This is a genomic window from Bradyrhizobium sp. USDA 4461 (assembly GCF_054055655.1).
Genome location: NZ_JBSRXM010000001.1, coordinates 4,396,052 through 4,421,102 on the forward strand (window position 1 = coordinate 4,396,052; position 25,051 = coordinate 4,421,102).

Here is a 25,051-nt window from a genome sequence, read left to right on the forward strand (position 1 = left end):
TCGCATGTCGCTATGGAACCGACACAAGATCTTTGAGAAAAACTCGATCATCCTGATCGCTGGCATCCTTGCCGTGATAGCCGTCGGTGGCCTGGTCGAGATCACGCCGCTGTTCTACCTCAAGAGCACGATCGAGGCGGTGGACGGTGTGCGGCCGTATACGCCGCTCGAGCTTGCCGGCCGCAACATCTACGTACGTGAGGGGTGCTATCTCTGTCACTCGCAGATGATCCGGCCGTTGCGCGACGAGGTCGAGCGTTACGGGCACTACTCGCTGGCCGCTGAGAGCATGTATGACCACCCGTTTCAATGGGGCTCGAAGCGGACCGGTCCCGACCTCGCACGTGTCGGCGGCAAATATTCCGATGAATGGCATGTCACGCATTTGATCAATCCGCGCGCCATCGTGCCGCAATCGGTGATGCCAGGCTATCCGTCACTGGTGAACACGGAGGTCGACCTGACCGACATGGTCGCGCATCTGCGCACCAATCGGGCGATCGGCGTCCCCTATACCGAGGACCAGATCAAGAACGCTGTCGCCGACCTGAAGGCGCAGCTGGATCCTGACGGAGCGAACGTCGCGTCCTTCCAGAAACGCTATCCGAAGGCGGCTGTGCGCAATTTCGACGGCAGGGCCGGCAATCCGAGCGAACTCGATGCGCTCGTCGCCTACCTGCAGATGCTGGGCACGCTGATCGATTTCAAGCTCTACGACGAAAAAGCCAATCTGCGCTGAAGGACCCTCGGATGAAAGCCATCATTTCCATCGAGAACCTGGCATCAAGCTTCGTCGTGACGCTCTGGACGCCGCTGTTCGTCGGCATCTTCGTAGCCATCGTGGTTTACGCGCTGTGGCCCCGCAACAGGAAGCATTTTGAGTCTGCGGCGCGCATGCCGCTGCGCCGGGACTGACCGATCATGACCGAGCACAACGACATCGATCACGTCTCCGGCCGCCCCACGACCGGGCACGAATGGGACGGCCATAAGGGAACTCAATACGCCACTGCCGCGCTGGTGGATTCTGAGCTTCTACGCCACGATCCTTTGGGCGATGGGCTACTGGGTCGTTTATCCGGCCTGGCCGCTCCTCTCGAGCTACACGACTGGCGCGTTTGACTATTCGACCCGCGCCAGCGTCGTCAGCGACCTTGCAAGTCTTGAGAAGTTGCGCGGCGAGAAGATGGCCGTGCTCGGCGAAGCGTCTCTTGGCGAGATCGAGAGGGATCCGGCCCTGCTGGCATTGGCCCGCGCGCGCGGCAAGACGGTGTTCGCCGACAATTGCGCGCCATGTCATGGCAGTGGCGGCGCAGGTGGCAAAGGGTACCCCAACCTCAATGACGATGACTGGTTGTGGGGCGGATCGCTCGACCAGATCCTGCAGACCATCCAGTTCGGCGCACGTTCCGGAGATGCGAAGGCGCATGAGGGGCAAATGCTGGCCTTCGGCCGTGACGGCATCCTCACGAAAACCGAGATTGGCACCGTAGCCAATTACGTGCGATCGCTGTCAGGACTGACCACGGCGGCTAATTTCGATGCTGCGGCCGGCACAAGGATCTTTGCCGAGAATTGCGCGGTCTGCCATGGCGAGAACGCCAAGGGCAATCAGGCGCTCGGCGCGCCGAATCTGACGGACCGGATTTGGCTGTACGGCTCGGACGAGGACACGCTGATCGAGACCATCAGCTATGGCCGCGCCGGCATCATGCCGGCTTGGAGCCGGCGGCTCGATCCTGTCACCGTCAAGGCACTTGCCGTCTATGTGCATTCGCTCGGCGGCGGACAATAGGCGAGATGCGCCGCAAAATCTGCTGCGCCGTTAATTCGGATCAACCCGAGCCATCCGCGCCCGATGCAAGGTCAGCATGAAAACCGCCGTGAACAAGACCGTTTCGCGCGATGATCCGGTGATCGACGAGGATGGACCCCTCTATGTAGCCCACAGGAAGGTCTATCCGCAGAGCATCCGCGGCACTTTCCGCACCATCAAATGGCGGCTGATGACGGTGTGCCTGTGCGTCTACTATCTGCTGCCCTTCGTGCGTTGGGAACGTGGCCCCGGTGCTCCCGAGCAGGCGGTGTTGCTCGATTTTCCGAACCGGCGGTTCTACTTCTTCTTCATCGAGCTCTGGCCGCAAGAGCTCTATTACTTCACCGGCTTGCTCGTGCTTGCCGCCATTGCACTGTTCCTGATGAACGCGCTGGGCGGGCGGATTTGGTGTGGTTATCTCTGTCCGCAGACGGTCTGGGCCGACCTGTTCTATGCGGTCGAGCGTTGGGTCGAGGGCGACCGTCGCGATCGGCTGAAGGCCGCCGCACGCCCAATGACAGCGAGGGTAGCGGCGAAGCGCGTACTGAAGCACGCGATCTGGTTGATGATCGCTTGGTGGACCGGCGGCGCATGGGTGCTCTACTTCGCCGACGCGCCGACCTTGGTGCGCGATCTGTCAACGTTCCAGGCGCCCGCGATCGCCTATATCTGGATTTTGATCCTGACCGCTTCGACGTATCTGCTGGCCGGCTACATGCGCGAGCAGGTTTGCGTTTATATGTGTCCTTGGCCGCGCATCCAGGCCGCGCTCACCGATGAATGGGCCCTCAATGTCACCTATAAATACGACCGCGGCGAGCAGCGCTGCTCATTGAAGAAATCATTCGATCTGCGCGCGCGCGGCGAACGGGTCGGAGACTGCATCGATTGCAATCAATGCGCGGCGGTCTGCCCGACCGGGATCGACATCCGCAATGGCGCCCAGATGGGCTGCATCCAGTGCGGGCTGTGCGTTGACGCTTGCGATGCCGTCATGAGGAAGATCGGGCGCAACACCGGTCTGATCGGCTATGACAACGACATCAATATTCGGCGTCGGATGGACGGCAAGCCGGAGCTATTCAAGCCGGTACGCCCGCGCACGATTGTCTATGCTTCTTTGATCGTGGTCGTCTGCGCCGTGATGCTCTATGGGCTATCGTCGAGAACTCTGCTCGATCTCAGCATCCTCCACGACCGTAATCCCGTGGCGGTCAAGCTCAGCGACGGTTCGGTTCGCAACGGCTATACCGTGCGCTTGCTCAACAAACGCGGCTTCGATCGCGTGATCGCGATCGACGTCGATGGGCCGACCGAAACGTCAGTCCACGTCATCGGCGCCGATTCGGGGCCCGTGGATCGACCGGTGATCGTCTTGGCTCGCGATAGTACGACGGAGCTGCGTGTGCTGCTGACAGCGCCGGTCGACGACAAGTCGGAGCACTCGATGCCGGTGAGGTTTCGGGTCACCGACATTGGCCTTGGCGAGGTCGCCTCTGCAATGGACCATTTCGTTCTCCCCTAACGATTCGCTGTACCGGACCTGACCATGACCGCATCAATTCGCGTCGCGCGGCCCATCACCGGACGCTTCGTCCTGATCGCTATTCTCACCTTCTTTTCGGTCGTGATTGGCGCCAACCTGGTGATGATGCGCTTTGCCATCACGACCTTGCCGGGGACAGAGGTCGACAGCGCCTATAGCGCGAGCCTCACCTATGACCGCGAGATCATTGCGGCACGACAGCAGAACGAGCGACGTTGGCAGGTTCAGGTACATATTGATCGGCAGTCGGACGGCGAAGCCGTGCTTGCAATCGAGGCGCGCGACCGCGCGGGCATGCCTGTCGCCGGAATAAGTTTCGTGGCACGGCTCGAGCGCCCGGTAGACCGCCGGGCCGATCGGGCGATTGAAGTCTCGCAGGCCAATGTCGGCACTTACCGCGGTAGCGCCGCGAGCGTCGCCGCGGGGCAGTGGGATCTCGTCATCGAGGCCGACGCCGATGGCCGCCGCCTGTTCCTATCGAAAAACCGCGTTGTCCTGAACTGAGAGCAGATGCCATGCCGGCAGAGATCGATTTTTCTCACTTTATGAAGAGGACTGGCGCCGGCCTCATTCAGCTCGACCTCGCGGTGGAGGGCATCAATTGCGCAGGCTGCATGGGCAAGATCGAGCGCAATCTGTCGAGTATTCCGGATGTGATCTCGGCACGCGTGAACCTCACCGAAAACCGGCTGGCGCTCGAATGGAAGGCAGGAGCGCTCGACCCGGCGCTATTTGTCAAACGGCTCGCCGAATTAGGCTATAGGGCGTATCCCTTTCAGCGGGACAATGCGGAGACGCTGGAGGCGGCGAGGGCGCAGAGCCTGCTGCGGCGACTGGCCGTCGCCGCCTTTGCCGCGATGAACGTGATGATGCTGTCGATCCCGGTATGGTCCGGAAATATCTCGGACATGCTGCCGGAGCAGCGCGACTTCTTTCATTGGCTTTCCGCGCTGATCGTGCTGCCGGCCGCGGCCTATTGCGGGCAACCGTTCTTCTCTTCCGCTTTTGCTGCGCTGCGGGCGCGCGCAGCCAATATGGACGTGCCGATCAGCATCGGGATCCTGCTCGCGTTGGCAATGTCGGTGATCGAGACCATCGGCCATGCCGAGCACGCCTATTTCGATGCGGCGATCATGTTGATCGCCTTCCTGCTCGCAGGCCGCTACCTGGACCAGAACATGAGGCGGCGTACCCGGGCCTTCGCCAGCAACCTTGCTGCACTGAAGGCGGAGACTGCGGCGAAGTTCGTAAGCCCGACCGAGATCAGGACCGTTCCGGTGGCGGCGATCAAACCGGGAGATATCGTGCTGGTGCGACCCGGCGAGTGCTGTACCGTCGACGGCAATGTGATCGAGGGACACTCCGAGGTCGATCAAAGCCTCATTACCGGCGAGACCTTGCCGGCGGTTGCTGGTCCTGGCAGCGCGGTATTCGCCGGCACATTGGTCCGATCAGGCACCCTGCGCGTCCGCGCGGCGACGGCCTCGGACGGCACACTGCTTGCGGAGATTTCCAGGCTACTTGATCATGCCTTGCAATCGCGCTCGCGCTATCTGCGTCTCGCCGAGCGCGCGTCGCGGCTCTATGCACCGATCGTTCACACAGCGGCGTTCCTGACGATGCTGGGTTGGCTGACCTTCGGCGCAACATTCCATGATTCGGTCGTCAATGCGATCGCGGTCTTGATTATCACCTGCCCCTGCGCGCTGGGCCTGGCTATTCCTGCGGTGCAGACCGTGGCCTCCGGCGCGTTATTCCGTTCCGGCGTGCTGCTCAATGCCGGGGATGCGATCGAGCGCATTGCCGAGGTGGATCGCGTGCTCTTCGACAAAACCGGTACGCTGACGCAGCCCGAGCTCGACGTCGCCAACCTCGCCACCATTCCCGACGAGGTCGTCAAATTGGCGGGCCGGCTGGCGCTCTCGAGCCGCCATCCGATCGCCGCTGCCGTCGTGCGAGCTGCAGGCGTAAGCGAGCCGCTGGCCGATATCGAAGAGGAGCCCGGGCGGGGGCTCCACGGTTACCATGAAGGCTCGCCGATCAGGCTCGGCCATCCTTCGTTCTGCGGTGCTGACAGCCTCGCGAACGAGATCCTGTGCCGCGAACCCGAGGCTTCTGTCGTCGCGTTCAGCCATGGCGACGCCAGGCATGTCTTCGCCATCCGGCAACGGATAAGACCAGACGCGGCCGAGGTCGTCGCAAGTCTCGCACGCCTTGGTATCATGGTGGAAATCGTTTCGGGGGATCGAGAGCCAGCTGTTCGGCGCGTGGCCGAGATGCTCGGCATTCTCGAGTGGCGCGCCAACGTCTCACCGACGGACAAGGTCGCTCGGATCGAAGGTCTGACCAGCCAGGGATACAAGGTATTGATGGTCGGCGACGGCTTGAACGACGCGCCCGCGCTCGCCGCGGCGCATGCTTCGATATCGCCTGTTACCGCTACCCATATGAGCCAGGCCGTCGCGGATGCGATCTTCCTCGGTGAGCGTCTCCAGCCCGTGATGACGGCGGTCAGGGGCTCGCGCAGGGCGCTGCAGCTGATGCGGCAAAATCTCTGGCTTGCTGTCGTCTACAATGTCTTGGCCGTGCCTATTGCGATCGCCGGCCTGGTGACGCCGCTGATTGCCGCTGCAGCAATGTCAGGTTCGTCGGCACTGGTCATGCTCAATGCGCTACGGGCACGAAGGAGCGAGGTACCCTGATGGAAGTCCTGGTCTATCTGGTTCCGCTCGCTCTTTCGCTCGGCTTCGTCGGCCTGCTGGGCTTTCTGTGGTCGCTGAAGAGCGGCCAGTATGACGATCTCGACGGGGCAGCCTGGCGTGCAATCACCGACGACGAGCCAGCCGGTCCTGGGCGCCGGGCCAAATAGTGCAAATGGACCGGCGCATTTGCGGAGGCGGCCGTGCGCGTTGCAGGAGAGTGCTCGCTCGCGCATCCAGCGGGTCCACCGCAGCAACTGCTTGGACATGCGGTAGCAACGATCGGACGGTGAGCAGCTGTTCGCGATCAGCAACGGCTGCTCGGTGGCCCTTCCGGCCGCTGGGCGAGCAGTTTGTCCGGACCGAGAATAGCATAGTTGCGTCTCTTCAGAAGCGGTCGCCTTCGAGCATGGCGTACTGCAGCTAATCGATTATCGTTACTTCGATCGCATGATCGATCGGGCTGGCGATGTCCCATTCTCCCGCGAGGATCGGGCCGCCAAATCTAGACGAACGCGGCGATTTAAACTAAAAGCGTTGGCCGTTGATCCCGGCGTCGGTTGCAGCTCTCTTTCTAAGAGACCATCACGAACGCAACAATGATTTTGCCGCGTTCACTCCTTTGCCTAGAGAAATGAAAGCTGTTCCATCCGACAAGATTGTACCCCCCCGATAGGTTGACCCGAGACCGCGCAATGGAAGACGAGCGTCGATCTGGTTGACGCGATCCGTCCTAACGAGGCTCTGCAGCTGGACGACGCAGCTCGTCAACTGTGGCAGGAGCCATTCGGAAGAAATCGCGACCGCGTCTCATAGAGATCCGATAGTTGATACCTCTAAGCTTGTATAAAGCACCAATCTGGGAAATTCTTAGACTTCTCGCAATTCGCCTGCCAACAGTTTTTCAGAGGCTTGTTATGACCTGCTTGCGGTGCGTCGATTAGGAGGGCTGCATTCGCCTATTTATGGGAAGTCTCTTCACATGAAACTTACACGAAATTTACAACCGGGCCGCCGTCATTCATACTCTTCTGAACATATGACCGAGCTTGCATCTTTGCGCGAGTTCTACGTTGCATCTTTTTTAGGTCGTCCCTGTGATAAATCTATGTTACAAGCCGCTTCTCTAAGAAGGAGCATTCATTGTGAAAAAAGCAAGTAAGAAACGCGTTAAGCGGCGCGAGTGGACCAAGGCAGATATCAAAGAGCTCAAGGTCCATTCAAAGGCTCGGACCCCGGTCATAAAAATATCAAAAATGACCAAACGCTCAGTGGGTGCGCTACGCCAGAAGGCTTTGCATCTTGGAATTGGACTGGGACATCAGCGTTAGCTTATTGGCTGCGCTGGTGATTGGTACAGTAGGGCGGCTCGCGGGCCGCCCTTATTGTTTGTTGGATTTATTGTCTGTTGGATTCGTGTCGCGATACGCCTGGTGGATTTCCGCGAACGGTCTAAGGGTTCGAATTCTGCTTGGGTTGCACCGGCTGCTCTTTAAGCGCAGTGATTTTCGGCTCAATGAGCCGTACAGGTTCGAGAGCATTGCTCTGAGCAGTTAGGGCGACGAGCTGGTCAGCCAGGATATTCAACGGTGCTCGCACCGCATCGGGGATCAGTATCGCCGGATCGGATATCCTCTTTATGAGAGAGCCTACTTGCTGAGGGCCGGCAGCGGCGATTACACCGAACTGCGCCATATGGCTCCGAATTGCGTTGATCAGCGAAACACGCTACCCGAAGAGTCGTTCTTTTGCGCGCGACATAGGGCTTCACGTACGAAGCCGGAACCATCTTGGTATCATGGCCAAGCGCTCGAATCTCGCGCGCACAGTAATGCGACGATGGCATGCTTCCATGACGACAACACAAGGCAGCAACTTGGCGAAAAAGCTCAGAACTTCCTCACGGCGAAGCTTCTGGAGAACAGGACGGTCTTTTGCATCCGCCCCATGAACCCGAGGCATCTCAAGGCGATCGCCGCGACCGCTTCTAGGCTATGACGCCGGAAGCGGGAGCTATCCACCTCATCAAGCGAAATCAGATAGGTCCGCTGGCGTACATCACCGATGTGCGCACCAGGATCATCAACAGTCCCCGAACCGCCAGCTCGACAGTTTGTTGCCATGGTCCTATGGAAACGGCTAAAATGCGGCCGGAGCGAAGAAAATCGACGAGTTGACATTCTTGAGGCACCCAGTGAGCGACAAGAACATCTTGTGGCAACAGGACGGGGTCGATCCCGGATGGTTTACAGCCGAACACATCGGGTCGATTAGGAGCCGCACTAGTTACCGCCCGGGCGGTTGGTGGTTCTTGCCTGCCTGGCTACCCGACACGCAAGAACACGACGTTGGTCCATTTAGAACCAAGGCTGCAGCACTCGCTGAGGCGGAACGGCTGGCAGCTCTCCATAAGCGAAAAACATAGAGCCAGCTAAGGACCCGAAGCGCGCGTGTTCGGAATAGCGCTAACCCGGAAGCCGCCCATGAAACAATCCAATCACACTGTCAACGAGATCGAGCGGATCAACAAGGAGATCGATCAACTAAAACGCAAAGTGCAAAAACTGGATAACCACAAAGAGCGTATGGACACGATGACAGCAATCGGACGTCTCGTTGAACGACGCAACAAGCTGAAAGAGCAATGAACATGACAGCGCTCTCAGCTGGCTGATCGAGGAGAGATTGCCGCTTACGACGTCATGGGCGGCTGCCCCGACAAGAGCTTGGCTGACAGAGGACAGAACGTGTGTCCGTGATCGGCGCCGCGTTCAAGATCTTTGTGGCTTCGCAGGACCGATGATCGATTTGCAGATGGATAGATGAGTTTTTCACTCAGGTGCTGGCTGGAGCTTCGCGATTGTGGAGCGGCCTCCAGCCCACGGCATCTTTGACGAGGTGTTTGAAAGGCGCCTGGTCGTCGCGGCCAGGCCACCACTTCCTGCGCGATTTGCCTAGGCGCCAGATTCAACTAACTCCTTGAATCGGCTCCTCGGCTGATTACAGTGGAGAACGTTGCGTTATATTCTGTGAAAGCCGGACGGCGCCCCGATGGGTCATTGGTTCATATCGTAGCCGATGGGCGCAACCTTGCGAGTGGCGCGTTCCTCGACGATCATCGGAGGTTAAGATTTGGGCTTAAGCGTGCCCCGCCGAGCCTGGTGGTTAGCTTGAGCTTCGGAACGATACGGTGCGCTCAGCAGCAATAGAAACAGCGCGCGGTTGGCTTGATACCTGGCGGCGGAGCGGCTGTGTCCTGAACCCGTCATCACCCGGGCGCCTTCGGCGGTATAGACGGACCACAACCATCTTCGTCCGCGCTGCTTCAAGAAAAACTCGAAGACTGGAAGCGTCGGCATGATCACGAAGCGTCATCTCTGACGGTCGTGCGTTTAGTTTTCGGAAGGCCAGGACCGCTCTCACGGCGAACCTTCTCCAGATGAAGCCTGACCGCGGCCAGCTTGGTAATAAACTCACTTGATCCGTCATCAGAGGCGAGCTCATCCAGCGCTTGCTGTTGTGGCGCCAAAGTTGCTAGACGTTTGCGAGTTTTGGACGTGAGCGTCATCTGCACGATCCGAGCATCGCTTGCGCAGTGCTTGCGCCTTAGGAATCCATGCTTCTCCAGCAGCTTTGAGTGGGTCGTGACGAAGGATGGGTCGACGTGCATCAACTTTGACACCGCGTTGACGGGGACACCATTTTCCTTGCCCAAGTAGGCCACTGCCATCAGGATCATCCACTGTGGCCCAGTGATGCCAAGGACATTGGCTCGGAATCTGGCAAGCTCATCGAGACACGCACTGATCGATCTGATCTCCCACATGAACGGCCGGATCATCCCCAGTCCGTCAGTAGAGATACTGCCAGGCGCGATAGCTGGACCGGGCAAATCCGGCGGCATCGTGGTCAGGTTCCGTCCTTCACCAGTTTCCCTTAGCGCGAATTGGAAGTTGGTTCAACGCCGTAAGAGCAGGTAAATCAATTGCTTGGTACGATCCGGACAGGTCCGGACGCGGCGCGAATAATAGGACAGCGGTGGCTGCGCAGGGTTCGGCGCTCATCGGCTTGTGGGCCAGCGCCAGCATTCGCAGGCAACTTGCGTCGGGGCGATACCGCAGGCCGCTCGGATCGTGCGCCTGCCAAGTGAGATATCCGTGATTGTGGTCTGCCTGTTCCCGCACTCGTCGACTTGTCGGCAATCTTACCGAGTTTCTGGTCTGTGCCGAGCACCAGCGAGGCGCATGTCGCGTTTGCGTTTTCAGGCGCCCACGCGGCATCGCGTCGAAACGTCCCATGCGAGCATCGGCGTCTATCCGATAAACGTCCGTATGGTTCTTGCCAACCATTCCATGCCTGCGGCCTATCTCCGTAGGCTTGAGCTGGCGTTGACTTGGCCTCAACTGTGTGAACAACGCGGACGGCGATTGCCGGTGTGAAATGCTTCTGTAATCCGCCAAATCGGTGAAGTCCAACAGATCTCAAAGGTAAGTTGCAAGCGAAAGGTGTCTCGTGCGGTGCGTGCTGCGCAAGCCGTCGCCTCAAGTGATCCCACGGTTCGCTCGATCCGCTCAATCAAACGATGGCGCCTGGGCTCGCTTTCAAGCATTAGGGTCTGAATATGACCGATGGCTTTGACCGTTCGCCGGCAGTCTGCTTTCTTCTCGGCCTTCCACGATCCGGGACGACACTCCTGGCGCACTTGCTTCAGCACCATCCTGACATTGCGGCTCCGCCCGAACCCTGGTTGATGCTGGCACTTAAGGCATTTGGCAGGGTCGATCAGCGACATCCAGCCGGGCCCTCACTGATCGAGGCCGCCACGTCCGAATTTTTGGGACGGATAGATCGCGCCTTGGTGTGCAGAGCTTTTGCCGATACTGCGTACGGTCAATATCTGACAACAGCGGGCAAGCGCATCATCATAGACAAGACACCGCGCTATTGGACCGCGCTCGAATTTCTTGAATCGGTCTATCCGGAAGCGCCACACGTCCTCCTGATGCGCAACCCCTATGCCATCGCAGCTTCACTGAAATCGACGTGGGGCATCCCGCTCCGGGCAGAGATCTCCCATCCTGTCAGCGTATCTGCTCTCTCTGATCTCATGCTCCGGCTGCCCGATGTCATCATATCGTCACTCGCCGATCTGGTTCTGGGCCTTCCGAGGCTCGCCGCACACCGCCGTCGCCCGCAGACTCAGTTGGTGAAATACGAACTTCTCGTGGCGCATCCGGATCAGGAAGTCCCCCGCTTATTGACGGCGCTCGGCTGCGACCCCGCGGCCGTCGCATCGCCGGGGATGGAGCAGGCAGATTATCTTCGATCGAGCAGCTTTGGAGACCGAAAGATCCTGGAGCGAAGCGCCGTCGACGAAAGCTCTGTCAAGGCGTGGCAGTCCCAATTGAGCCCTGAAGAGATGCAAACGGTTACCGATCTGGTCGGCGCCGAGCTTTTGACAGAACTCGGATATGAGCAGGACCTGCTGCATGCACGGCAAGCCGGAGTGGTGGATCGGGGTCGAGAGGTAACCGAACTGTATCGTCGGATATTCCGGGCCTGGTGGGATTTGCGCAGCAGCAAGGTAGAAGCATTGTCCGGCCCGCCTCAAACGGGTGAATCTGTCCGCACTGTTCCGAAAGTTTCAAAGGACGTTAGCGCAGGTTCCGACGGATCAATGGTGCAGATGCAAGGTCTGTCGGGCACCAACCTCGAGGAGAATCTGCAGCTGGACAATTCAATGGCAGCTCAGTTGCAACAAGTGCTGGTGGCCTCGGAAGCTGAGCGCGTTGCGGTGCTGAATGCCATTCGAGATCGTGATGTGGCCATTGAGATCTTGCGCGGCGAGGTCGCGCGGCTTGAGCAGACCCTCAATATGCCCTAGGGTGATCTGGATGCTTGCGATCAAAACACGCTGGATTGTTTAGCCAACAGGCAGCCCGTAGTGAGCCGATCTGCGCGCCGGATGACAGGCGCCGGGTTGCGTTCGCACCAGCGGTGGAATGCGCTGTGATCGGCGGATCACAGGTTGCACTTGACCCTCCGGCGAGCCATGCGTCATGGCGAGCGGTCTTCCTCCCCGGCATTTCTCATGACCGCAGCCGTAGACCGGCGAGCAACAGAGATCCTGCACCATATGCTGCCCAAACATCTGCGTCGTCTCGAAGCTGAATCGATCGAAATCATGCGAGACGTGGTCGCCGAGTTCAAAAAGCCGGTCATGCTTTACTCGATCGGAAAAGACTCGAGCGTGATGCTGCACGTTGCGATCAAGGCCTTCTATCCCGCAAAGTTGCCTTTTCCCCTGCTCCACGTCGACACGACCTGGAAGTTCCGCGAGATGATCAGCTTCCGGGATGCGACAGCCAGGCGGCTCGGCCTTGATCTGATCGTCCATGTAAACCAAGAGGGCATCGAGCGCGGGATCAATCCGATCGACTCCGGCTCCGCGCTTCATACCCGGGTGATGAAGACAGACGCCCTGAAGCAGGCGCTCGACCTCCACGAATTCGACGCGGCTTTCGGCGGTGCCCGCCGTGATGAGGAAAAGAGCCGCGCAAAAGAGCGGATTCTCTCCTTCCGTTCGGCCGGGCACGTATGGGACCCTCGTAATCAGCGGCCGGAGCTCTGGAACCTGTTCAACACCCGGATTCGCCAGGGCGAAACGATGCGCGTTTTCGCTATGTCAAACTGGACTGAGCTCGACGTGTGGGAATACATCATGCGCGAGAAGATCGCGGTCGTCCCGCTCTACTTCGCAAAGCAAAGACCGGTCGTGCGTCGAAATGGCGCGGCGATCATGATCGACGACAAGCGATTGCCGCTTCTGCCTGGCGAGACGCCACAAATGCGGATGATCCGCTTTCGCACGCTGGGATGCTATCCTTTGAGCGGGGCTATCGAATCTGATGCGACGACGATCCAAGGCATTGTCGCAGAGATGCGGACTGCGACGGTGTCGGAGCGCCAGGGCCGCCTGATCGATGCCGATGAAGCCGCTTCGATGGAGAGAAAGAAGCGGGAAGGCTACTTTTGATGCTTGTCAAGTCGATAGCGGAATCTGTCCAGGCCGAGCCAAAGGATCAGCTGCGATTCATCACGTGCGGTTCGGTGGATGACGGCAAATCGACTTTGATCGGCCGGCTGCTGCACGACAGCAAGATGATCTACACGGATCAGATGACGGCGCTGGAACGGGACAGCGCCAAGCACGGCGCGACCGGCCGTGAGATCGATTTCGCGCTGCTCGTCGATGGGCTTGAAGCCGAACGAGAGCAAGGTATCACGATCGACGTGGCCTACCGCTTCTTTGCGACGGAGCGGCGCTCGTTTATGGTGGCAGATACGCCTGGCCACGAGCAGTATACTCGCAACATGGCGACGGGTGCCTCAAATGCTCAGCTCGCTATCATCCTCATCGATGCCCGCAAGGGCGTGCTGGTCCAAACCAGGCGCCACTCCTTCATCTGTTCGCTCCTTGGCATCCGCCATCTCGTCGTGGCAGTGAACAAGATCGACCTCGTCCACTACAGCAAACAGGCCTTTGATCGGATCGTCGCCGACTATGTGGCCTTTGCCGGCGATCTTGGCTTCGAATCGATCGTTCCGATCCCGATCTCTGCCAGGTACGGCGACAATGTCGTCAATCGCTCCGACAACACTCACTGGCACGATGGTCCCTGCCTGCTCGGCCACCTTGAGAGCATCGATATCCAGTCCAACAGCTCCCTGCAGGCCTTCCGCTTTCCGGTGCAGTGGGTAAACCGGCCCGACCTGGATTTTCGCGGTTATGCCGGGTCCGTCGCCTCGGGAAGCATCGCGGTGGGAGACGACATCGTTGTCGCAGCGTCTGGGCGGACCGCGCGCGTCCGGCGGATTGTGACGCATAGCGGTGACCTGTCCAGGGCCGAGACCGGGGATGCAATCACGATTACTCTTGAAGACGAAATCGATATTGGGCGCGGCGATCTCCTGGCGCGTCCGACCGAACGGCCGGAGCTCGCCGACCAATTCGCCGCTCATTTGATCTGGATGGATGAGGCCCAGCTCGTGGTAGGTCGCAATTACATTCTGCGCATTGGAGCGCAGACCACAGCCGGCAGCATCAGTGCGATCAACCATCGGATCGACGTTAATACACGGGAGCACCTGGCAGCTCGGACGCTTGGTCTTAACGAGATCGGATTCTGCAATGTCTCAACCGCGCTGCCTGCGGCGTTCGATCCTTACGCGATTAATCGCAAGACCGGATCATTTATCGTCATCGACCGTTATACCAACCGCACAGTCGCAGCCGGGATGATCGCATGTCCGCTGCGGCGGGCGGCCAACATCGCCTGGCAACCCCATGCGGTCGGAAGAAAGCAGCGAGCCGCCCTCAAGAACCAAAAGCCTTGCATCATTTGGTTCACCGGCCTGTCCGGCGCAGGAAAGTCGACGATTGCCGACATCGTCGATCAAAAGCTGTTCGCGATGTCGCAGCATGTCATGTTGCTGGACGGGGACAACCTCCGGCACGGACTAAACGCGGACCTCGGCTTCTCCGAGGCCGATCGCGTGGAGAACATCAGGCGCGTTGGGGAGGTTGCCAAGTTGATGGCGGACAGCGGCTTGATCGTGATCTGTTCTTTTATTTCACCCTACAAAGCCGAACGGGCCATGGTGCGCGACCTGGTCGGCCAGGAGGAATTCATCGAAGTCTTTGTCGACACGCCGATTGAAGAATGCGTGCGGCGCGATCCCAAGGGCCTATATTCGAAGGCCAAGTCCGGCAAGATCAATAACTTCACCGGCATCGATGCATCCTACGAAGCACCGACAAGACCTGAAATTCATCTCAAGACGATGGAGCAGGGGCCGGAGCAAATGGCGCAAGCCATCGTCGATGTCTTGATCGCGCGTGCGATTCTCGGTGGTCAGTAGTCATCGCCGCCCTCAAACCGGCTTCGTGCCATCGATTGCAGGAATGCGTCCCTCACGAGGCTGATGGCAGGCCAGGGCGACTCAGATAAGCAAGGGCATCGAGCGGACCCATCACGTTAAAGGAATAACATGATCGCAGCCACTCCTCGCCTGCCAGCTTCTGGTTATGTGCTCGAAGTCGACGGTCAATTGAAAACCGAATTCGCGACCAGAGATGGGGCCTGGGCAGGGGCGCAGGAGCTCAAGAAGCGCCGTCCCATGCTCCAGGTCAGAATCTACGACGCCAGGACAAAGGCCAGAGAAGAAGTCCGGCTTCCAGTTGCTTGAGTTTTCGCGTCACGCTGTTTGTTGCGTGGCTCGCGTTCTCATCCGGCAGAGCCGCGCAGTTGCTCGACGATCTGCCCTCGAGCTCTGGCGCACGATAGGAGTGACGTTTAACGGCGCGCCGCCGGTCGAAACGGCGATGCTCACGAAAATCTTTCCTTTTCCGATGCTTCAGCGGCGGCTGTCATGATGCAATCAAACGCCTCAGTCGGTGTGCGACCTTCCTCCTTTCGAAGACTCCTCAAAGCTCGTCGGGGGACGACCGCAGCCGAAGCCGGTTTGATCTGTTCGCAGCCAGCTGCGCCTCTGCAGGCTCTTTGCGGCGCTTCAGCGCTGCTGGTTTACGCGGCCGATGCGGACGCCTGCGAGTGATTGCTTATTCTTTTTCTGCAGTCTTGCGTTCCCGCGGCGTCATGTTCAGCAAATAGACGCCGATCCCGACGAGGAGTGCGAAAGCCCAGACCTCCCAAACGGCGAATCCCAAATGCAGGGCCACCGGAAGGGCGGCTGCCGCCATGCACAAACTACCTAGTAGCCTCGAACACATGATGCGAGCTCAACAAGTTCGACGCGCGTTGCGACTGAAATCTGGGAACCGACGGTACGGGCGCACTCTTACACGAAGCTGACGAGACGGTCGCTTGGTTCGATCGCGGGCTGTTTCCGTTCGACGATGTTTAGTATTGGGTAAAGCAGCGTCCAAACATGGCTTCGAGAAAGTGAAACATTCGCAACAAAAAGCAGAGGTCCGTTTCGTACAAACCTGGGGTCAACGAGTTCGTCGGCGACTTTCTACCGAAGGCCGCTGCTACGATCGCGAGAGCCACTATGTGATGTGGACCCAATCAATGCTGCAAAACGTCAGGAAGTTCTTGCCAGGGCGCGTCCAATGCCGAGTTGTGAGGCCTTGACGCGCGCGGCGCCGACAATGCGCTTTAATTCCTTGGAGACCTTTGCGAGCGGCGTGCGAGCCTTCGAATGTTGCTGATTTAGAACCCACAGTCTCTGTAGTCCCGTCTGCAAGCCGGAAACGCGAGCCCACAGCAATGAAGTCAACATCCAAACATTGATTTCCCGGGCGATACTAGCCCAAACCCTCGCATCGAAGGTATTCGAGATTGATCCGCCAGCGCTTCTCGTGCGGAGAGTAGGTTGCGAAATCATTCTGGGCGCTGGAGGGCCCCTTGCAGATTGCTGCGATATATTGTCGGACTTCGGCAGGCAGATCGTCGATATGATGAGGATTCCAAGGATCGTTCTTAGTGACGGCGCTACCCATGAAAGCAGCCGTCACCACACTGCAAAGCAGAAAGAAAAGGACCAACAACGAGGTTCGCATTGTCATTCGGCACTCCTCTGTGAGTGGCCAACAATCCGACCGAGGCAAACGGGCTGCTCTACTACTCTGACCGTGCGGTCTATTGCTCCCTGAGATCACCCGTTATCGGCATGGACTATCCTCATCCCGACGAAACTACGGATCTCGCCGCAGGCGTCAGCGCGCGAAAGCGACCGGCGCGAGATAGCTATCGCGCGCCCCGGGCTTCTCGACCGGGAAGGGCGGGAAGGGACTTGCGCGATGAAGCAGTTCGAGCGCCTCCCGGTCGAGCACTGTATTGCCTGACGACTTGGATATTTCGCTTGCGATCACTTCGCCCGCACGATTCAGGTCGAACCGCAGCACCGTTGTTCCCGAGGCACCATGCGCTGCCGCCGGGTAACGTTTGAAGCGCTGCAGATGACCGAACACGAGGGCGTTATAGGCCCTCGCGCTCGCCTGTGAGAACTGGCCGACATGTTCGGTCTTCGGCGGCGCGCGTGTCTCGGGCGCGGGCGGCTGCACCTGCGGCTTTGGCTCCTCGACTTGCTTGGGCGTCTCTTGCGGCAGGGTGACCTCGGCCTGTGCTTGCGGAGGTGGCGGCTGTTCAACCTTCTCGACTGGCTGCTCCTGCTTGGGCTGCTCCTTGGGCGTCTCCTCCGCCTGCTGCATGGTCGGGCCGACCGCGATATCGTGGTTCTGAATTTCAGGTGAGCTGGCGTCGACTGGGGCGAGCGTGACGCTGATCGCAGGAATGATGTTGGGCTCGAAGGGGCTGCGGGAATACCACAATGCAATGGCGGCCACGATCGAGGCATGCGCCAGCAGGATTGCCAGCGCCGCCAGCGTCCAACGTGATACGCCGCGATTGTCAGGCAGATGCAGGGCGCGGGCGTTCATGGCTTCGCCGCCGGCGCTTCCAGCCCGACCAGGGCGAGCTTGAGATAGCCGCCGTCGCGCAAGGTGTTCATCACCTCCATCAGCTCGCCATAGCTCAGCGACTTGTCGGCGCGGACGAAGATGGTTTCGTCCTTGTGGTTGTTGGTGGCGCTATCCAGCGCACTCGCGAGGGTTTCGCGCGCCACAACGGTTTCGCCGACGGCAATGGTCTGGTCCGGTTTGATCGTGACGAAAACCGGCTTGTCCGGGCGAGGCTGCTCGGGTGCCGTGCTCGCGGGAAGGTTCACGCCGATGTCGACGGTCGCAAGCGGCGCGGCGACCATGAAGATGATGAGCAGCACCAGGATCACGTCGATGAAGGGCGTGACGTTGATCTCATGCTGAATTTCGAGATCATCGCCGTTCGAACGAGAACCAAGACGGACAGCCATGGCGGTCACTCCGCAGCGCGTGGCAGGACCACGTCCTGACTGCGCTGCCCGCGGCTGATCAGAAGCAGGAGCTGCGCCGAGGCGTCACTCAGGAGCGCGCGATAGCCGGCGACCACGCGGGCGAGGTGATTGTAGATCACGACCGCCGGGATCGCGGCCACAAGCCCGAGCGCGGTGGCGAGCAGCGCCTCGGCAATGCCGGGAGCAACCACCGCGAGGTTCGTGGTATGGGATTCCGAAATGCCGATGAAAGAGTTCATGATGCCCCAAACCGTGCCGAACAGGCCGACAAAGGGGGCAGTCGCGCCGATGGTGGCAAGAATGCCAATGCCGCGCGAAATCTCTCGCGTCATCGCTGCTTCCACACGTTCCAGCCGAAGCGCGACACGCTCCTTGAAGCCGTCGTCGACGATACCGTCGGACAGTTCCGCCTCGCGCGCCGTCGAGAGGATCAGCTGCGCGACAGCATCGCGGTCGCCATTGCATTCATGGGCCGCCTCCGTGAGGCTGCCACCTTGCTCCAGCATTCTCACCCGCCGCAGCGCGCGACCCCTGCCGACGCGCAGCTCGATGGTCTTGGCAAGCCAGACCGTCCAGGTCACGAGCGAGGCGAAGGCGAGCCCGATCATGACGGCCTTCACGACGATATCGGCGTTGAGGAACATTCCCCACGGCGACAGATTGCGCGGCAACAGGGAATCCGGAACTTGGGCGAACGCGGGCTGCGAGTGGATCGCGAGGGCCGCAAGAATGAGGCCACTCGGCAGCAGCCGGAGCCAAATTCTGCGCCGAGCCTTTTTTTCGCTAGCTTTCATCTCGTTCTTTCTCGTCTCAATCGGCCCCCACTTGTTCCCCATACTTGTGGGCCTGCTCGCGCGCTTACCAGTCGCTAAAGCAATCCCTCAAGGTGATAATTCACGCCGGCTTTGACTTGGTTGACCTCGGTCTTGACGGTCACGCTGGTGCCGAACGGATTGACGAAATCCAGGTCTTTGCCGCCGAAGGCGAGATGGTCATACTCGAGCTTCGCCGACCAGTGTGATCCCAGCATGTATTCCAGGCCGCCGCCCGCGATCCATCCGGGACGGGTGGTGTTAGCAACAGTGACACCGTCGAGCCCGCTGTTCACCTCCATGCGATAATCGGCGTTCATCCACGCGGCGCCGCCCTTTGCGTAGAGCATCAGCGGCCCGGTGACGTAGCCGATTCTGCCGGTGAAGGTGTCATACCAGTTGTGGTCGCTTGTCACCGAGAGCGAGGCCGTGCCGGCTGGATCGACGAAATTGGCTTTGCCTTGAGCCGACGTCCAGGCGAGTTCGCCTTCGATGCCGACCAACACGTTGGGCATGAGCAGATAATTGTAACCGGCCTGCAAACCGCCGAGCACTCCGCTCGGATTGGTCGTGCCCCACCCAATCGGCGCGAGCACGTGCTCGCCTGAGCTGAACGCGCCGCCGAAGTTGGCGCCGACATAGGGGCCAGCCCAATCGTAAACGGTTGCCATGGGTGTGGGAGCCTTGGTGTGGAAGGCGGGCAAGACGCCGGCAGTCTTCTCCGGAGCGCCGAGCTTCTGCGATATGCCGAAGTAGTACCCGCGCCGCGGTCCGTATTGAGGCGCGAACACGCCGATGCCGCTGCCGTTGCGGATCTGGTAGATGTAGTCGGTCACGTTGACCACGTCGAACCGCACCGTTACCGGCAGTCCGTTCCAGCCATTGGCAAATTCATGCGACAGGCCGGTATTGACCTGCCAATAGGATGGCAGGTGGTCGCAGTTCGGGCAAAGCACCCCCGCCGGCGTCGTGCGCAAGCCAGTGCCGTAGATGAAGGTTGCACTCGCGGTGGTGCCGTCCAACCAGGTGCTGGTGTCGCTCCACCGGTATGCGACCCGTCCCGAACCAGTATAGGTTTGATCATGGTCGGTGTGGATCCAATTATTCCGGATGTAGATCAGGTCGTCCGGACTAAACAGGGTCTGGTTTGATACGACGGTGTGTGCGTGCTGGACGCCCCAGGCCCAACTGGTGTCAGCGGAGAAGCCGCCGTATCGATATCTGAGTTTCAGCTCGGCGCCGTAATTCTCGGCTCTGTCATAGTTAAACGCGGTGAGCACATAGGCTTGGCCGAACTGCCCATCATCAAGCAGGTCCCGGGCGGTCTTGTAGTAGATGCTGCCGCCGAGCTCCAGGGTCGGACAATTTGCTGCCGGGACTGGCGCTTTGCTGGGCATTGCGCCTGGTGCCGTTGGACATTGCGGCAGCAGTTGTTGCGTGAAGCCGGCGTCGTACACGTTCGCCCGTTCGGGTTGGATCGCGCCGGCATTCTGGAGCGGCTGGCCGGCCACCTGGCCGGGAAGCAAGGTGGCCTGATCGGGGGTGACGATCGGGGTGCCGGCGGTGGTTCCGTTGAAGATCTGGGTCGCAATCGTTCGGCCAAGCACCTGTTGTGGAGGTTCGAACGTTCGCATGTAGCCGATGTGCAGGACAGTCGACCACCATGGTTTATAGGTCAGGCTTGCGCGCGGACTGAATTGGTTGGCGTCGACATATTGGTAGATCTGGTCGAACCGCAGGCCGTAGTTGAGCGTGAGTTGCTGGGTGAGCCGCCATTCATCCTGGGCATAGGCCCCAAGCTGCCAGCCGAATAATTTGCTGCTGTCGAGAATGTTGAAGGGTCTGTCGATCGCAGTCAGCCCGCTAGGATCATTCGGGTCGAGCGGCTGGACCGTGCTTCCGGTGGCGATGCTGGTGTGCTCGCCGTTGGTGTAGAAGCCGGCCCGAAGCGTGTGCGCTTCGTTCAGGCGGTAAGAGAAATCGCCGGAAACCCCGTTCAGGAACGAGCTGCGGTACACATCGGATGCGACGTTGTTGATGAAGAGATCGCCCACCGGGTCGGGAACAAAATGAAGATCGCTGTAACGCGAATAATAGGCGAGCTGCGCATCGAAATTGCCTTCGGATTTCTGCCAAGCAATGACGTTGTAGGCGTTCTTCTCGTATTGGTTTTGATTAAGGGTGGCCGAATCGAAACTACTCTTGCCAAACGCTGTATAGGCGGGAGCATTCGGGTTTGGGGTGCCATCCGGGTTGAGGCAGGGATTTGCGGGGTCGAATGGACCGCCGCAAAAGCCTCCCACGTTGCCAGGCTGTCCGGGATTGTTGGGGATCTGGTAACGGGTCTCTCCGAACCCCGAAATGGTGACCACTCGCGCAGTTGGATCGAGCACCGTGGAGGTATAGGCGAAGAACCTGCCTTGTTCGGAATGATCGTGAATGGCGTTGAGCGTCGCTAAGGGATTCTCAAGGCCGAGGCCGGTGCTGAGATAGCGGCCAGCGACGTAATACTCGGTCTTCCCCTCGACCCCGCCATATTCGAAGCTTGGCGTGATGGTCTGACGGCTGCCGCCGTAGACGCTGACGCTGCCGCCGGACAGGGCCGCTCCGGTCTTGGTCGTGATGTCGAGGATGCCGGCGGTACGCAGGCCATATTGCGCCGGCAGTGCACCCGTGATCAGGCCGATGCTGCCGATGAAAGACGTCTCCAGAAGCTGCGAGAAGCCGGACACGCCATCCGGCAGCAGAATCCCGTTGATCCGGTACTGAACGTTGGCGTGCTCGTTGCGGACGTGAAAATCCCCCGAGCTCGTCGAGTCCTGGTAGACGCCCGGAAATTGCAGCACGATATCGCTGAGCTGGGCGGCATTGCCCTGCGGCAGGCTCTCGATATCCCTCTGGCTAAGTTGATAGTTTGTCGTGCCAACCTTGGGCATGATGACGTTGTCGCGCCGCTGGTCGAAATTCTGGGTCTGCTGGACGACCTGGCGATTCGCCCCAGCCTGGGCCTGCTCCGCGCTTGGCACGGGCGCCGCTGTCGACGGCGGATTGCGCACAGCCTGCCGTGGCGGGCGCGTTTGCGGCCGCCGCCGCTCGGCCGGCGCCGCAACCCGGGTCTCGGGCAGGACGTTGGCGCCCGGCGGCGCGGCCTGCACGGCCGGCGTTGATTGCGGGGTCGGCGAATTGGCCGGTGACTCTGAGGGCGCCGGTGTGGCCGCGCTTTCCGGCTGCGGCGAAGGCTGGGCGGACGGGGAGGCACTCGGCTGCGGCGTCGAGGTCGTCCCCTGCGGGGCCGGGCCTGCGGGGGCTTGGGCGAGCGCGGCTGCACCCGATGCCACCACGAGCGTGAGCGACGATGCCGACAGCAAAATGCCGCGGAAAGTGCGAAGGAGAAACGGAGTGCCCATGAAAAATGTTTCCTGATTGAACGCTTGCCCACGACGTAAAAGCGCGGTGGCCCCGAAGGAGCTTCGGCTCCCCAGCTCGCGGCGCGCCTATGGCGCGGCGCCAGCGGCGGATCGAAGCAGCGATGTCAGGAAATCGGAGGTCCGCGTGATTCAAACGCAGCCCGCGGCGGCTGCAGCACGAAGCGGAAATGATCCACCGGATGATCGATCATTGCCTCGGCAAATTTCACGTGCAGCGCTGGCGGAGTTGGCGCTACGCCGTTGCCCATGACCGCTGTGGCCATGCAGATCGGACAGAGATAGTCCGGACGGCTGTCTGACGGTTGGTGGCGATTCTGACCACCATCGGCGCCGGCTATCGCGGCAACCAGAACACTGGTCTGGTCGGGTGCCTTCGCGCTGAGACCGTGAACGTGTCCAAAAGCCAGCACAAGGTTGATGACAAGCGCTGTCAGCGCAAGCCATGAACTACGCCTGATGTGTTTCCGAAACCAGCGCATCTGGAAAAGCAATTGCCCTTCGCTCGCTCGAGCTAATCTTATCCAAGCTTGTCGTAACATCAAAGGGACGAAAATCGGCCTCGCATTCGAAATCGACCAGCTGTCCGGCGAATACCTGAGTTATTCAACGGGGCGCTGATGATCGTCTCGACGGCCGCCTGGAGCGTTTCACGTCTTGATAGAAGTATGTCCCGCGTTTTCGAAGTAGTTGCTGCATTCGTTGGACTGGATGGTAGTGATGAGGCCGCCGATATGGCGGCAAATGTCGTCGATCGTGCGCTTCTGGGCGGAGCGCATCCATCGCTTGATCCTGCCGAAGTTCTGTTCGATCCCCGTGTCTACTGTCGGCCTCCAGAACGGTTATCCCGCATCTGCTGAGCTAAGGTCTTTCCCTTTGCGTCTCCTTCCAGTACATGTAATGTTATAACATTGCAATACGATTTCGTGGCGACGTTTCGCATCTCGTTGCTGAGCGTTCTGCCGCGAAGCGTGAAAGGAAAAATGGCCTCATGCCCGATGCTGCACCCCGGCTTCCCGTCACCGTTCTGACCGGTTATCTCGGCTCCGGGAAAACGACGCTGCTCAACCGCATTCTCTCCGAGGCGCACGGCAAGCGGTATGCCGTGATCGTCAACGAGTTCGGAGAGGTCGGTATCGACAACGATCTCATCGTCGACGCCGACGAAGAGATTTTCGAAATGAACAACGGTTGTATTTGCTGCACGGTCCGCGGCGACCTCATCCGGATCATCGCAGGGCTGATGCGGCGCAGCCGAGCCTTCGATGGCATTGTCGTCGAGACGACAGGGCTCGCAGATCCGGCGCCGGTGGCGCAGACGTTCTATGTCGACGAGGACGTCCGCCGCAAGACGAAGCTCGACGCCATCATCACCGTCGCGGATGCCAGGCATCTCCTCGAACAGATCGACCGCGCGCCGGAGGCGCAGGAGCAACTCGCGTTCGCCGACGTCGTTCTCATCAACAAGGTTGATCTTATCGATGTGGACGGGATCGCGATAGTCGAACGTCGTATCCGAAACATCAACCCATATGCGAAGATTCACAGAACGGAGCGCTGTGGTATCGATCTCGCCCAGATACTGGGGCAAGACGCTTTCAATCTCGAGCGCATCCTCGAAGTCGAGCCCGGGTTCCTCGCCGAAGAACACGAGCACGAACACGACGACGGGATCAGCAGCCTGTCCCTGGTCGCCGACCGTCCGATGAAGCCCGGCAGGTTCGTGTCCTGGATTCAAGATGTCACCCAGCGCTTTGGTCCGGACATCCTGCGCATGAAGGGCATCGCATCGATCGAGGATGACGATCGGCAATTTGTCGTTCAGAGTGTGCACATGCTCATTGAAGGCGGAAGTCGGCGTTCCTGGAAAGACCAGGAGGCGCGCCAGACACGGCTCGTTTTCATCGGGCGCGACCTGCCAAAGGACCTGCTCAGACAAGGCTTTGAGGCTTGCTGCGCCTGAAGGGGAGTGAAAGTGGGCGAGATCGCAGGATTCGTTCCGAAATCCGAGCTCGAGCGGCTTCGCCTCATTCGCGAAGCTCGCGCGATATATGACAGCATCTTTCCACCGAGCGATGCGGTCGGTGAGGGATCACATGACCGAGCCGGCATAGGTGATGCAATCGGACTGAAGAACCCGCTTCCTCGAAAGGAAACGTTCTAATGACAGGGCGCTCATAGCACTTCGATCCGCCATATTTTCCTCGTCCATGATTTACCGACTCTAGCTCACGGATAGCCTCCAAAATGAAAACCGAGTGGACTGTCAGCTCCGGTACAACCTGAGAAGTCCACCGTGATCGCATCCCAACTCCGCCAGGGTCTGCCATCATGCTCGCGATCGTCAAGGACACTGCGTCCCGCCCGCGCGGTGGCTCGAAAACAGGCCATCGTTTGCGCGGACCGCCTTAGCGATACAAAGGGCGCTACGGAAGGCTGGCTCGATCGAACAAAAAGGATAAACTGTGCCTCTACCTAAGGACCGGCCGTTTTATTGGCTGGCGTGCCGTGCAGCAAGAAAGCGAAACCGTGAGGCCCACGTAAGGAGAGAAAGTCCTCGGAGCAAGCGACTCAACTGCGGAATGCGCCGTCGCCACACCTTCGTCGAGCCCGTTCGATCTCACACCCCGCCGTTTTATCTCGTTGGCGCTGAGGCTGTCCGCGCGCGAGTTAACTCAAATTTGCGCGCAATAGGTCTGTACGAAACGAACAGAGTTTGTCTGCCAATTTGTAGCAGTTCAAAGCCTCAACAATGATTCCGGCGCGCCATGAGGTGTCGCCAGGCGGCTCGTACAATCAAGAGTTTATTCTTTGTCAAAGATTTGCCGCGACCTTCC

The 25,051-nt window shown here is 59.6% G+C and carries 23 protein-coding genes and 1 pseudogene; 15 read left to right on the top strand and 9 right to left on the bottom strand.

From position 1 onward, the window contains the following. The first annotated feature begins 4 nt into the window (after positions 1 to 4). The 7 genes and pseudogenes from ccoO (at position 5) to ccoS (ending at position 6,231) form a co-directional block, all read left to right on the top strand. Complete coding sequence (ccoO, locus tag ACVINW_RS20275; RefSeq protein WP_456752918.1) at positions 5 to 739, top strand: cytochrome-c oxidase, cbb3-type subunit II; 735 nt, start codon at positions 5 to 7, stop codon at positions 737 to 739. Between the two features lie 11 nt (positions 740 to 750). Further along, positions 751 to 915: a cbb3-type cytochrome c oxidase subunit 3 gene (locus tag ACVINW_RS20280; RefSeq protein ID WP_456752919.1), complete on the top strand. Its 165-nt coding sequence runs from the start codon at positions 751 to 753 to the stop codon at positions 913 to 915. A gap of 6 nt (positions 916 to 921) precedes the next feature. Next, positions 922 to 1,795: pseudogene (ccoP, locus tag ACVINW_RS20285) on the top strand (cytochrome-c oxidase, cbb3-type subunit III). Between the two features lie 76 nt (positions 1,796 to 1,871). Then, positions 1,872 to 3,341: a cytochrome c oxidase accessory protein CcoG gene (ccoG, locus tag ACVINW_RS20290; RefSeq protein ID WP_456752920.1), complete on the top strand. Its 1,470-nt coding sequence runs from the start codon at positions 1,872 to 1,874 to the stop codon at positions 3,339 to 3,341. Between the two features lie 24 nt (positions 3,342 to 3,365). Next, a complete protein-coding gene (locus tag ACVINW_RS20295; protein WP_456752921.1) occupies positions 3,366 to 3,866 on the top strand; it encodes a FixH family protein in 501 nt (166 codons plus the stop codon). Positions 3,867 to 3,877: 11 nt separating this feature from the next. After that, entirely contained in the window at positions 3,878 to 6,064 is a 2,187-nt protein-coding gene (locus tag ACVINW_RS20300) for a heavy metal translocating P-type ATPase (protein ID WP_456752922.1), read from the top strand. After that, positions 6,064 to 6,231 carry a cbb3-type cytochrome oxidase assembly protein CcoS gene (gene ccoS / locus ACVINW_RS20305; protein WP_456752923.1) on the top strand — a complete coding sequence of 56 codons (168 nt, stop codon included), beginning with the start codon at positions 6,064 to 6,066 and terminating at the stop codon, positions 6,229 to 6,231. The genes ACVINW_RS20300 and ccoS overlap by 1 nt, the downstream gene beginning before the upstream one ends. A gap of 1,282 nt (positions 6,232 to 7,513) precedes the next feature. Here ccoS and ACVINW_RS20310 read toward each other — a convergent pair. Next, positions 7,514 to 7,756 carry a hypothetical protein gene (locus tag ACVINW_RS20310; RefSeq protein WP_456752924.1) on the bottom strand — a complete coding sequence of 81 codons (243 nt, stop codon included), beginning with the start codon at positions 7,754 to 7,756 and terminating at the stop codon, positions 7,514 to 7,516. Between the two features lie 788 nt (positions 7,757 to 8,544). On the opposite strand from ACVINW_RS20310, the gene ACVINW_RS20315 reads away from it, so the two are divergent. Further along, positions 8,545 to 8,709 carry a hypothetical protein gene (locus ACVINW_RS20315; RefSeq protein ID WP_456752925.1) on the top strand — a complete coding sequence of 55 codons (165 nt, stop codon included), beginning with the start codon at positions 8,545 to 8,547 and terminating at the stop codon, positions 8,707 to 8,709. A gap of 713 nt (positions 8,710 to 9,422) precedes the next feature. Here ACVINW_RS20315 and ACVINW_RS20320 read toward each other — a convergent pair. Next, complete coding sequence (locus ACVINW_RS20320) at positions 9,423 to 9,965, bottom strand: MarR family transcriptional regulator (RefSeq protein WP_456752926.1); 543 nt, start codon at positions 9,963 to 9,965, stop codon at positions 9,423 to 9,425. 717 nt (positions 9,966 to 10,682) lie between these two features. Between ACVINW_RS20320 and noeE the strand changes: the two genes are divergently transcribed. From noeE to ACVINW_RS20340, 4 genes are all read left to right on the top strand, one after another. After that, positions 10,683 to 11,945: a nodulation protein NoeE gene (gene noeE / locus ACVINW_RS20325; protein WP_456752927.1), complete on the top strand. Its 1,263-nt coding sequence runs from the start codon at positions 10,683 to 10,685 to the stop codon at positions 11,943 to 11,945. 252 nt (positions 11,946 to 12,197) lie between these two features. After that, positions 12,198 to 13,097, top strand: a complete 900-nt coding sequence (gene cysD / locus ACVINW_RS20330; RefSeq protein WP_456756451.1) for a sulfate adenylyltransferase subunit CysD — start codon at positions 12,198 to 12,200, stop codon at positions 13,095 to 13,097. After that, positions 13,097 to 14,983 carry a sulfate adenylyltransferase subunit CysN gene (gene cysN / locus ACVINW_RS20335; RefSeq protein WP_456752928.1) on the top strand — a complete coding sequence of 629 codons (1,887 nt, stop codon included), beginning with the start codon at positions 13,097 to 13,099 and terminating at the stop codon, positions 14,981 to 14,983. Before cysD ends, cysN begins: the two co-directional genes overlap by 1 nt. Positions 14,984 to 15,112: 129 nt before the next feature. Beyond that, entirely contained in the window at positions 15,113 to 15,310 is a 198-nt protein-coding gene (locus tag ACVINW_RS20340; RefSeq protein WP_456752929.1) for a hypothetical protein, read from the top strand. 373 nt (positions 15,311 to 15,683) lie between these two features. Here ACVINW_RS20340 and ACVINW_RS20345 read toward each other — a convergent pair whose 3' ends face one another. The 7 genes from ACVINW_RS20345 to ACVINW_RS20375 all read right to left on the bottom strand — a co-directional run bounded on the left by ACVINW_RS20345 (position 15,684) and on the right by ACVINW_RS20375 (position 22,708). Continuing rightward, entirely contained in the window at positions 15,684 to 15,824 is a 141-nt protein-coding gene (locus tag ACVINW_RS20345) for a hypothetical protein (protein WP_456752930.1), read from the bottom strand. A 567-nt stretch (positions 15,825 to 16,391) separates the two neighbouring features. Further along, the gene (locus ACVINW_RS20350; protein WP_456752931.1) at positions 16,392 to 16,652 is read right to left on the bottom strand and encodes a hypothetical protein; all 261 of its coding nucleotides are present in this window, start codon (positions 16,650 to 16,652) and stop codon (positions 16,392 to 16,394) included. A gap of 150 nt (positions 16,653 to 16,802) precedes the next feature. Then, positions 16,803 to 17,525, bottom strand: coding sequence for a TonB family protein (locus tag ACVINW_RS20355; RefSeq protein ID WP_456752932.1), 723 nt, complete (start codon positions 17,523 to 17,525; stop codon positions 16,803 to 16,805). Then, on the bottom strand, positions 17,522 to 17,956 hold the full coding sequence (gene exbD / locus ACVINW_RS20360) for a TonB system transport protein ExbD (protein ID WP_456752933.1): 435 nt from the start codon (positions 17,954 to 17,956) through the stop codon (positions 17,522 to 17,524). Before exbD ends, ACVINW_RS20355 begins: the two co-directional genes overlap by 4 nt. A gap of 5 nt (positions 17,957 to 17,961) precedes the next feature. Then, positions 17,962 to 18,771 carry a tonB-system energizer ExbB gene (gene exbB / locus ACVINW_RS20365; RefSeq protein WP_456752934.1) on the bottom strand — a complete coding sequence of 270 codons (810 nt, stop codon included), beginning with the start codon at positions 18,769 to 18,771 and terminating at the stop codon, positions 17,962 to 17,964. Positions 18,772 to 18,845: 74 nt separating this feature from the next. Then, the gene (locus ACVINW_RS20370; protein ID WP_456752935.1) at positions 18,846 to 22,196 is read right to left on the bottom strand and encodes a TonB-dependent receptor domain-containing protein; all 3,351 of its coding nucleotides are present in this window, start codon (positions 22,194 to 22,196) and stop codon (positions 18,846 to 18,848) included. A 125-nt stretch (positions 22,197 to 22,321) separates the two neighbouring features. Continuing rightward, positions 22,322 to 22,708, bottom strand: a complete 387-nt coding sequence (locus ACVINW_RS20375; RefSeq protein WP_456752936.1) for a hypothetical protein — start codon at positions 22,706 to 22,708, stop codon at positions 22,322 to 22,324. 126 nt (positions 22,709 to 22,834) lie between these two features. Here ACVINW_RS20375 and ACVINW_RS20380 point away from each other — a divergent pair, with 126 nt between their 5' ends. From ACVINW_RS20380 to ACVINW_RS20390, 3 genes are all read left to right on the top strand, one after another. Beyond that, a complete protein-coding gene (locus ACVINW_RS20380) occupies positions 22,835 to 23,074 on the top strand; it encodes a hypothetical protein (protein WP_456752937.1) in 240 nt (79 codons plus the stop codon). Between the two features lie 131 nt (positions 23,075 to 23,205). Continuing rightward, positions 23,206 to 24,177 carry a CobW family GTP-binding protein gene (locus ACVINW_RS20385; protein WP_456752938.1) on the top strand — a complete coding sequence of 324 codons (972 nt, stop codon included), beginning with the start codon at positions 23,206 to 23,208 and terminating at the stop codon, positions 24,175 to 24,177. Between the two features lie 12 nt (positions 24,178 to 24,189). Further along, positions 24,190 to 24,378 (top strand): hypothetical protein, encoded by a 189-nt coding sequence (locus tag ACVINW_RS20390; RefSeq protein ID WP_456752939.1) that lies wholly within the window; start codon positions 24,190 to 24,192, stop codon positions 24,376 to 24,378. Positions 24,379 to 25,051: the final 673 nt, after the last annotated feature.

Coding starts and splice junctions, on each gene's coding strand:
- ACVINW_RS20370 (WP_456752935.1), bottom strand. CDS start 22,196: ATGGGCACTCCGTTTCTCCTTCGCACTTTCCGCGGCATTTTGCTGTCG.
- ccoO (WP_456752918.1), top strand. CDS start 5: ATGTCGCTATGGAACCGACACAAGATCTTTGAGAAAAACTCGATCATC.
- ACVINW_RS20345 (WP_456752930.1), bottom strand. CDS start 15,824: ATGGCGGCAGCCGCCCTTCCGGTGGCCCTGCATTTGGGATTCGCCGTT.
- ACVINW_RS20380 (WP_456752937.1), top strand. CDS start 22,835: ATGATCGTCTCGACGGCCGCCTGGAGCGTTTCACGTCTTGATAGAAGT.
- ccoS (WP_456752923.1), top strand. CDS start 6,064: ATGGAAGTCCTGGTCTATCTGGTTCCGCTCGCTCTTTCGCTCGGCTTC.
- ACVINW_RS20310 (WP_456752924.1), bottom strand. CDS start 7,756: ATGGCGCAGTTCGGTGTAATCGCCGCTGCCGGCCCTCAGCAAGTAGGC.
- ACVINW_RS20385 (WP_456752938.1), top strand. CDS start 23,206: ATGCCCGATGCTGCACCCCGGCTTCCCGTCACCGTTCTGACCGGTTAT.
- ccoG (WP_456752920.1), top strand. CDS start 1,872: ATGAAAACCGCCGTGAACAAGACCGTTTCGCGCGATGATCCGGTGATC.
- ACVINW_RS20320 (WP_456752926.1), bottom strand. CDS start 9,965: ATGCCGCCGGATTTGCCCGGTCCAGCTATCGCGCCTGGCAGTATCTCT.
- ACVINW_RS20295 (WP_456752921.1), top strand. CDS start 3,366: ATGACCGCATCAATTCGCGTCGCGCGGCCCATCACCGGACGCTTCGTC.
- exbD (WP_456752933.1), bottom strand. CDS start 17,956: ATGGCTGTCCGTCTTGGTTCTCGTTCGAACGGCGATGATCTCGAAATT.
- ACVINW_RS20315 (WP_456752925.1), top strand. CDS start 8,545: ATGAAACAATCCAATCACACTGTCAACGAGATCGAGCGGATCAACAAG.
- cysN (WP_456752928.1), top strand. CDS start 13,097: ATGCTTGTCAAGTCGATAGCGGAATCTGTCCAGGCCGAGCCAAAGGAT.
- exbB (WP_456752934.1), bottom strand. CDS start 18,771: ATGAAAGCTAGCGAAAAAAAGGCTCGGCGCAGAATTTGGCTCCGGCTG.
- noeE (WP_456752927.1), top strand. CDS start 10,683: ATGACCGATGGCTTTGACCGTTCGCCGGCAGTCTGCTTTCTTCTCGGC.
- ACVINW_RS20350 (WP_456752931.1), bottom strand. CDS start 16,652: ATGACAATGCGAACCTCGTTGTTGGTCCTTTTCTTTCTGCTTTGCAGT.
- ACVINW_RS20340 (WP_456752929.1), top strand. CDS start 15,113: ATGATCGCAGCCACTCCTCGCCTGCCAGCTTCTGGTTATGTGCTCGAA.
- ACVINW_RS20300 (WP_456752922.1), top strand. CDS start 3,878: ATGCCGGCAGAGATCGATTTTTCTCACTTTATGAAGAGGACTGGCGCC.
- ACVINW_RS20280 (WP_456752919.1), top strand. CDS start 751: ATGAAAGCCATCATTTCCATCGAGAACCTGGCATCAAGCTTCGTCGTG.
- ACVINW_RS20355 (WP_456752932.1), bottom strand. CDS start 17,525: ATGAACGCCCGCGCCCTGCATCTGCCTGACAATCGCGGCGTATCACGT.
- cysD (WP_456756451.1), top strand. CDS start 12,198: ATGCTGCCCAAACATCTGCGTCGTCTCGAAGCTGAATCGATCGAAATC.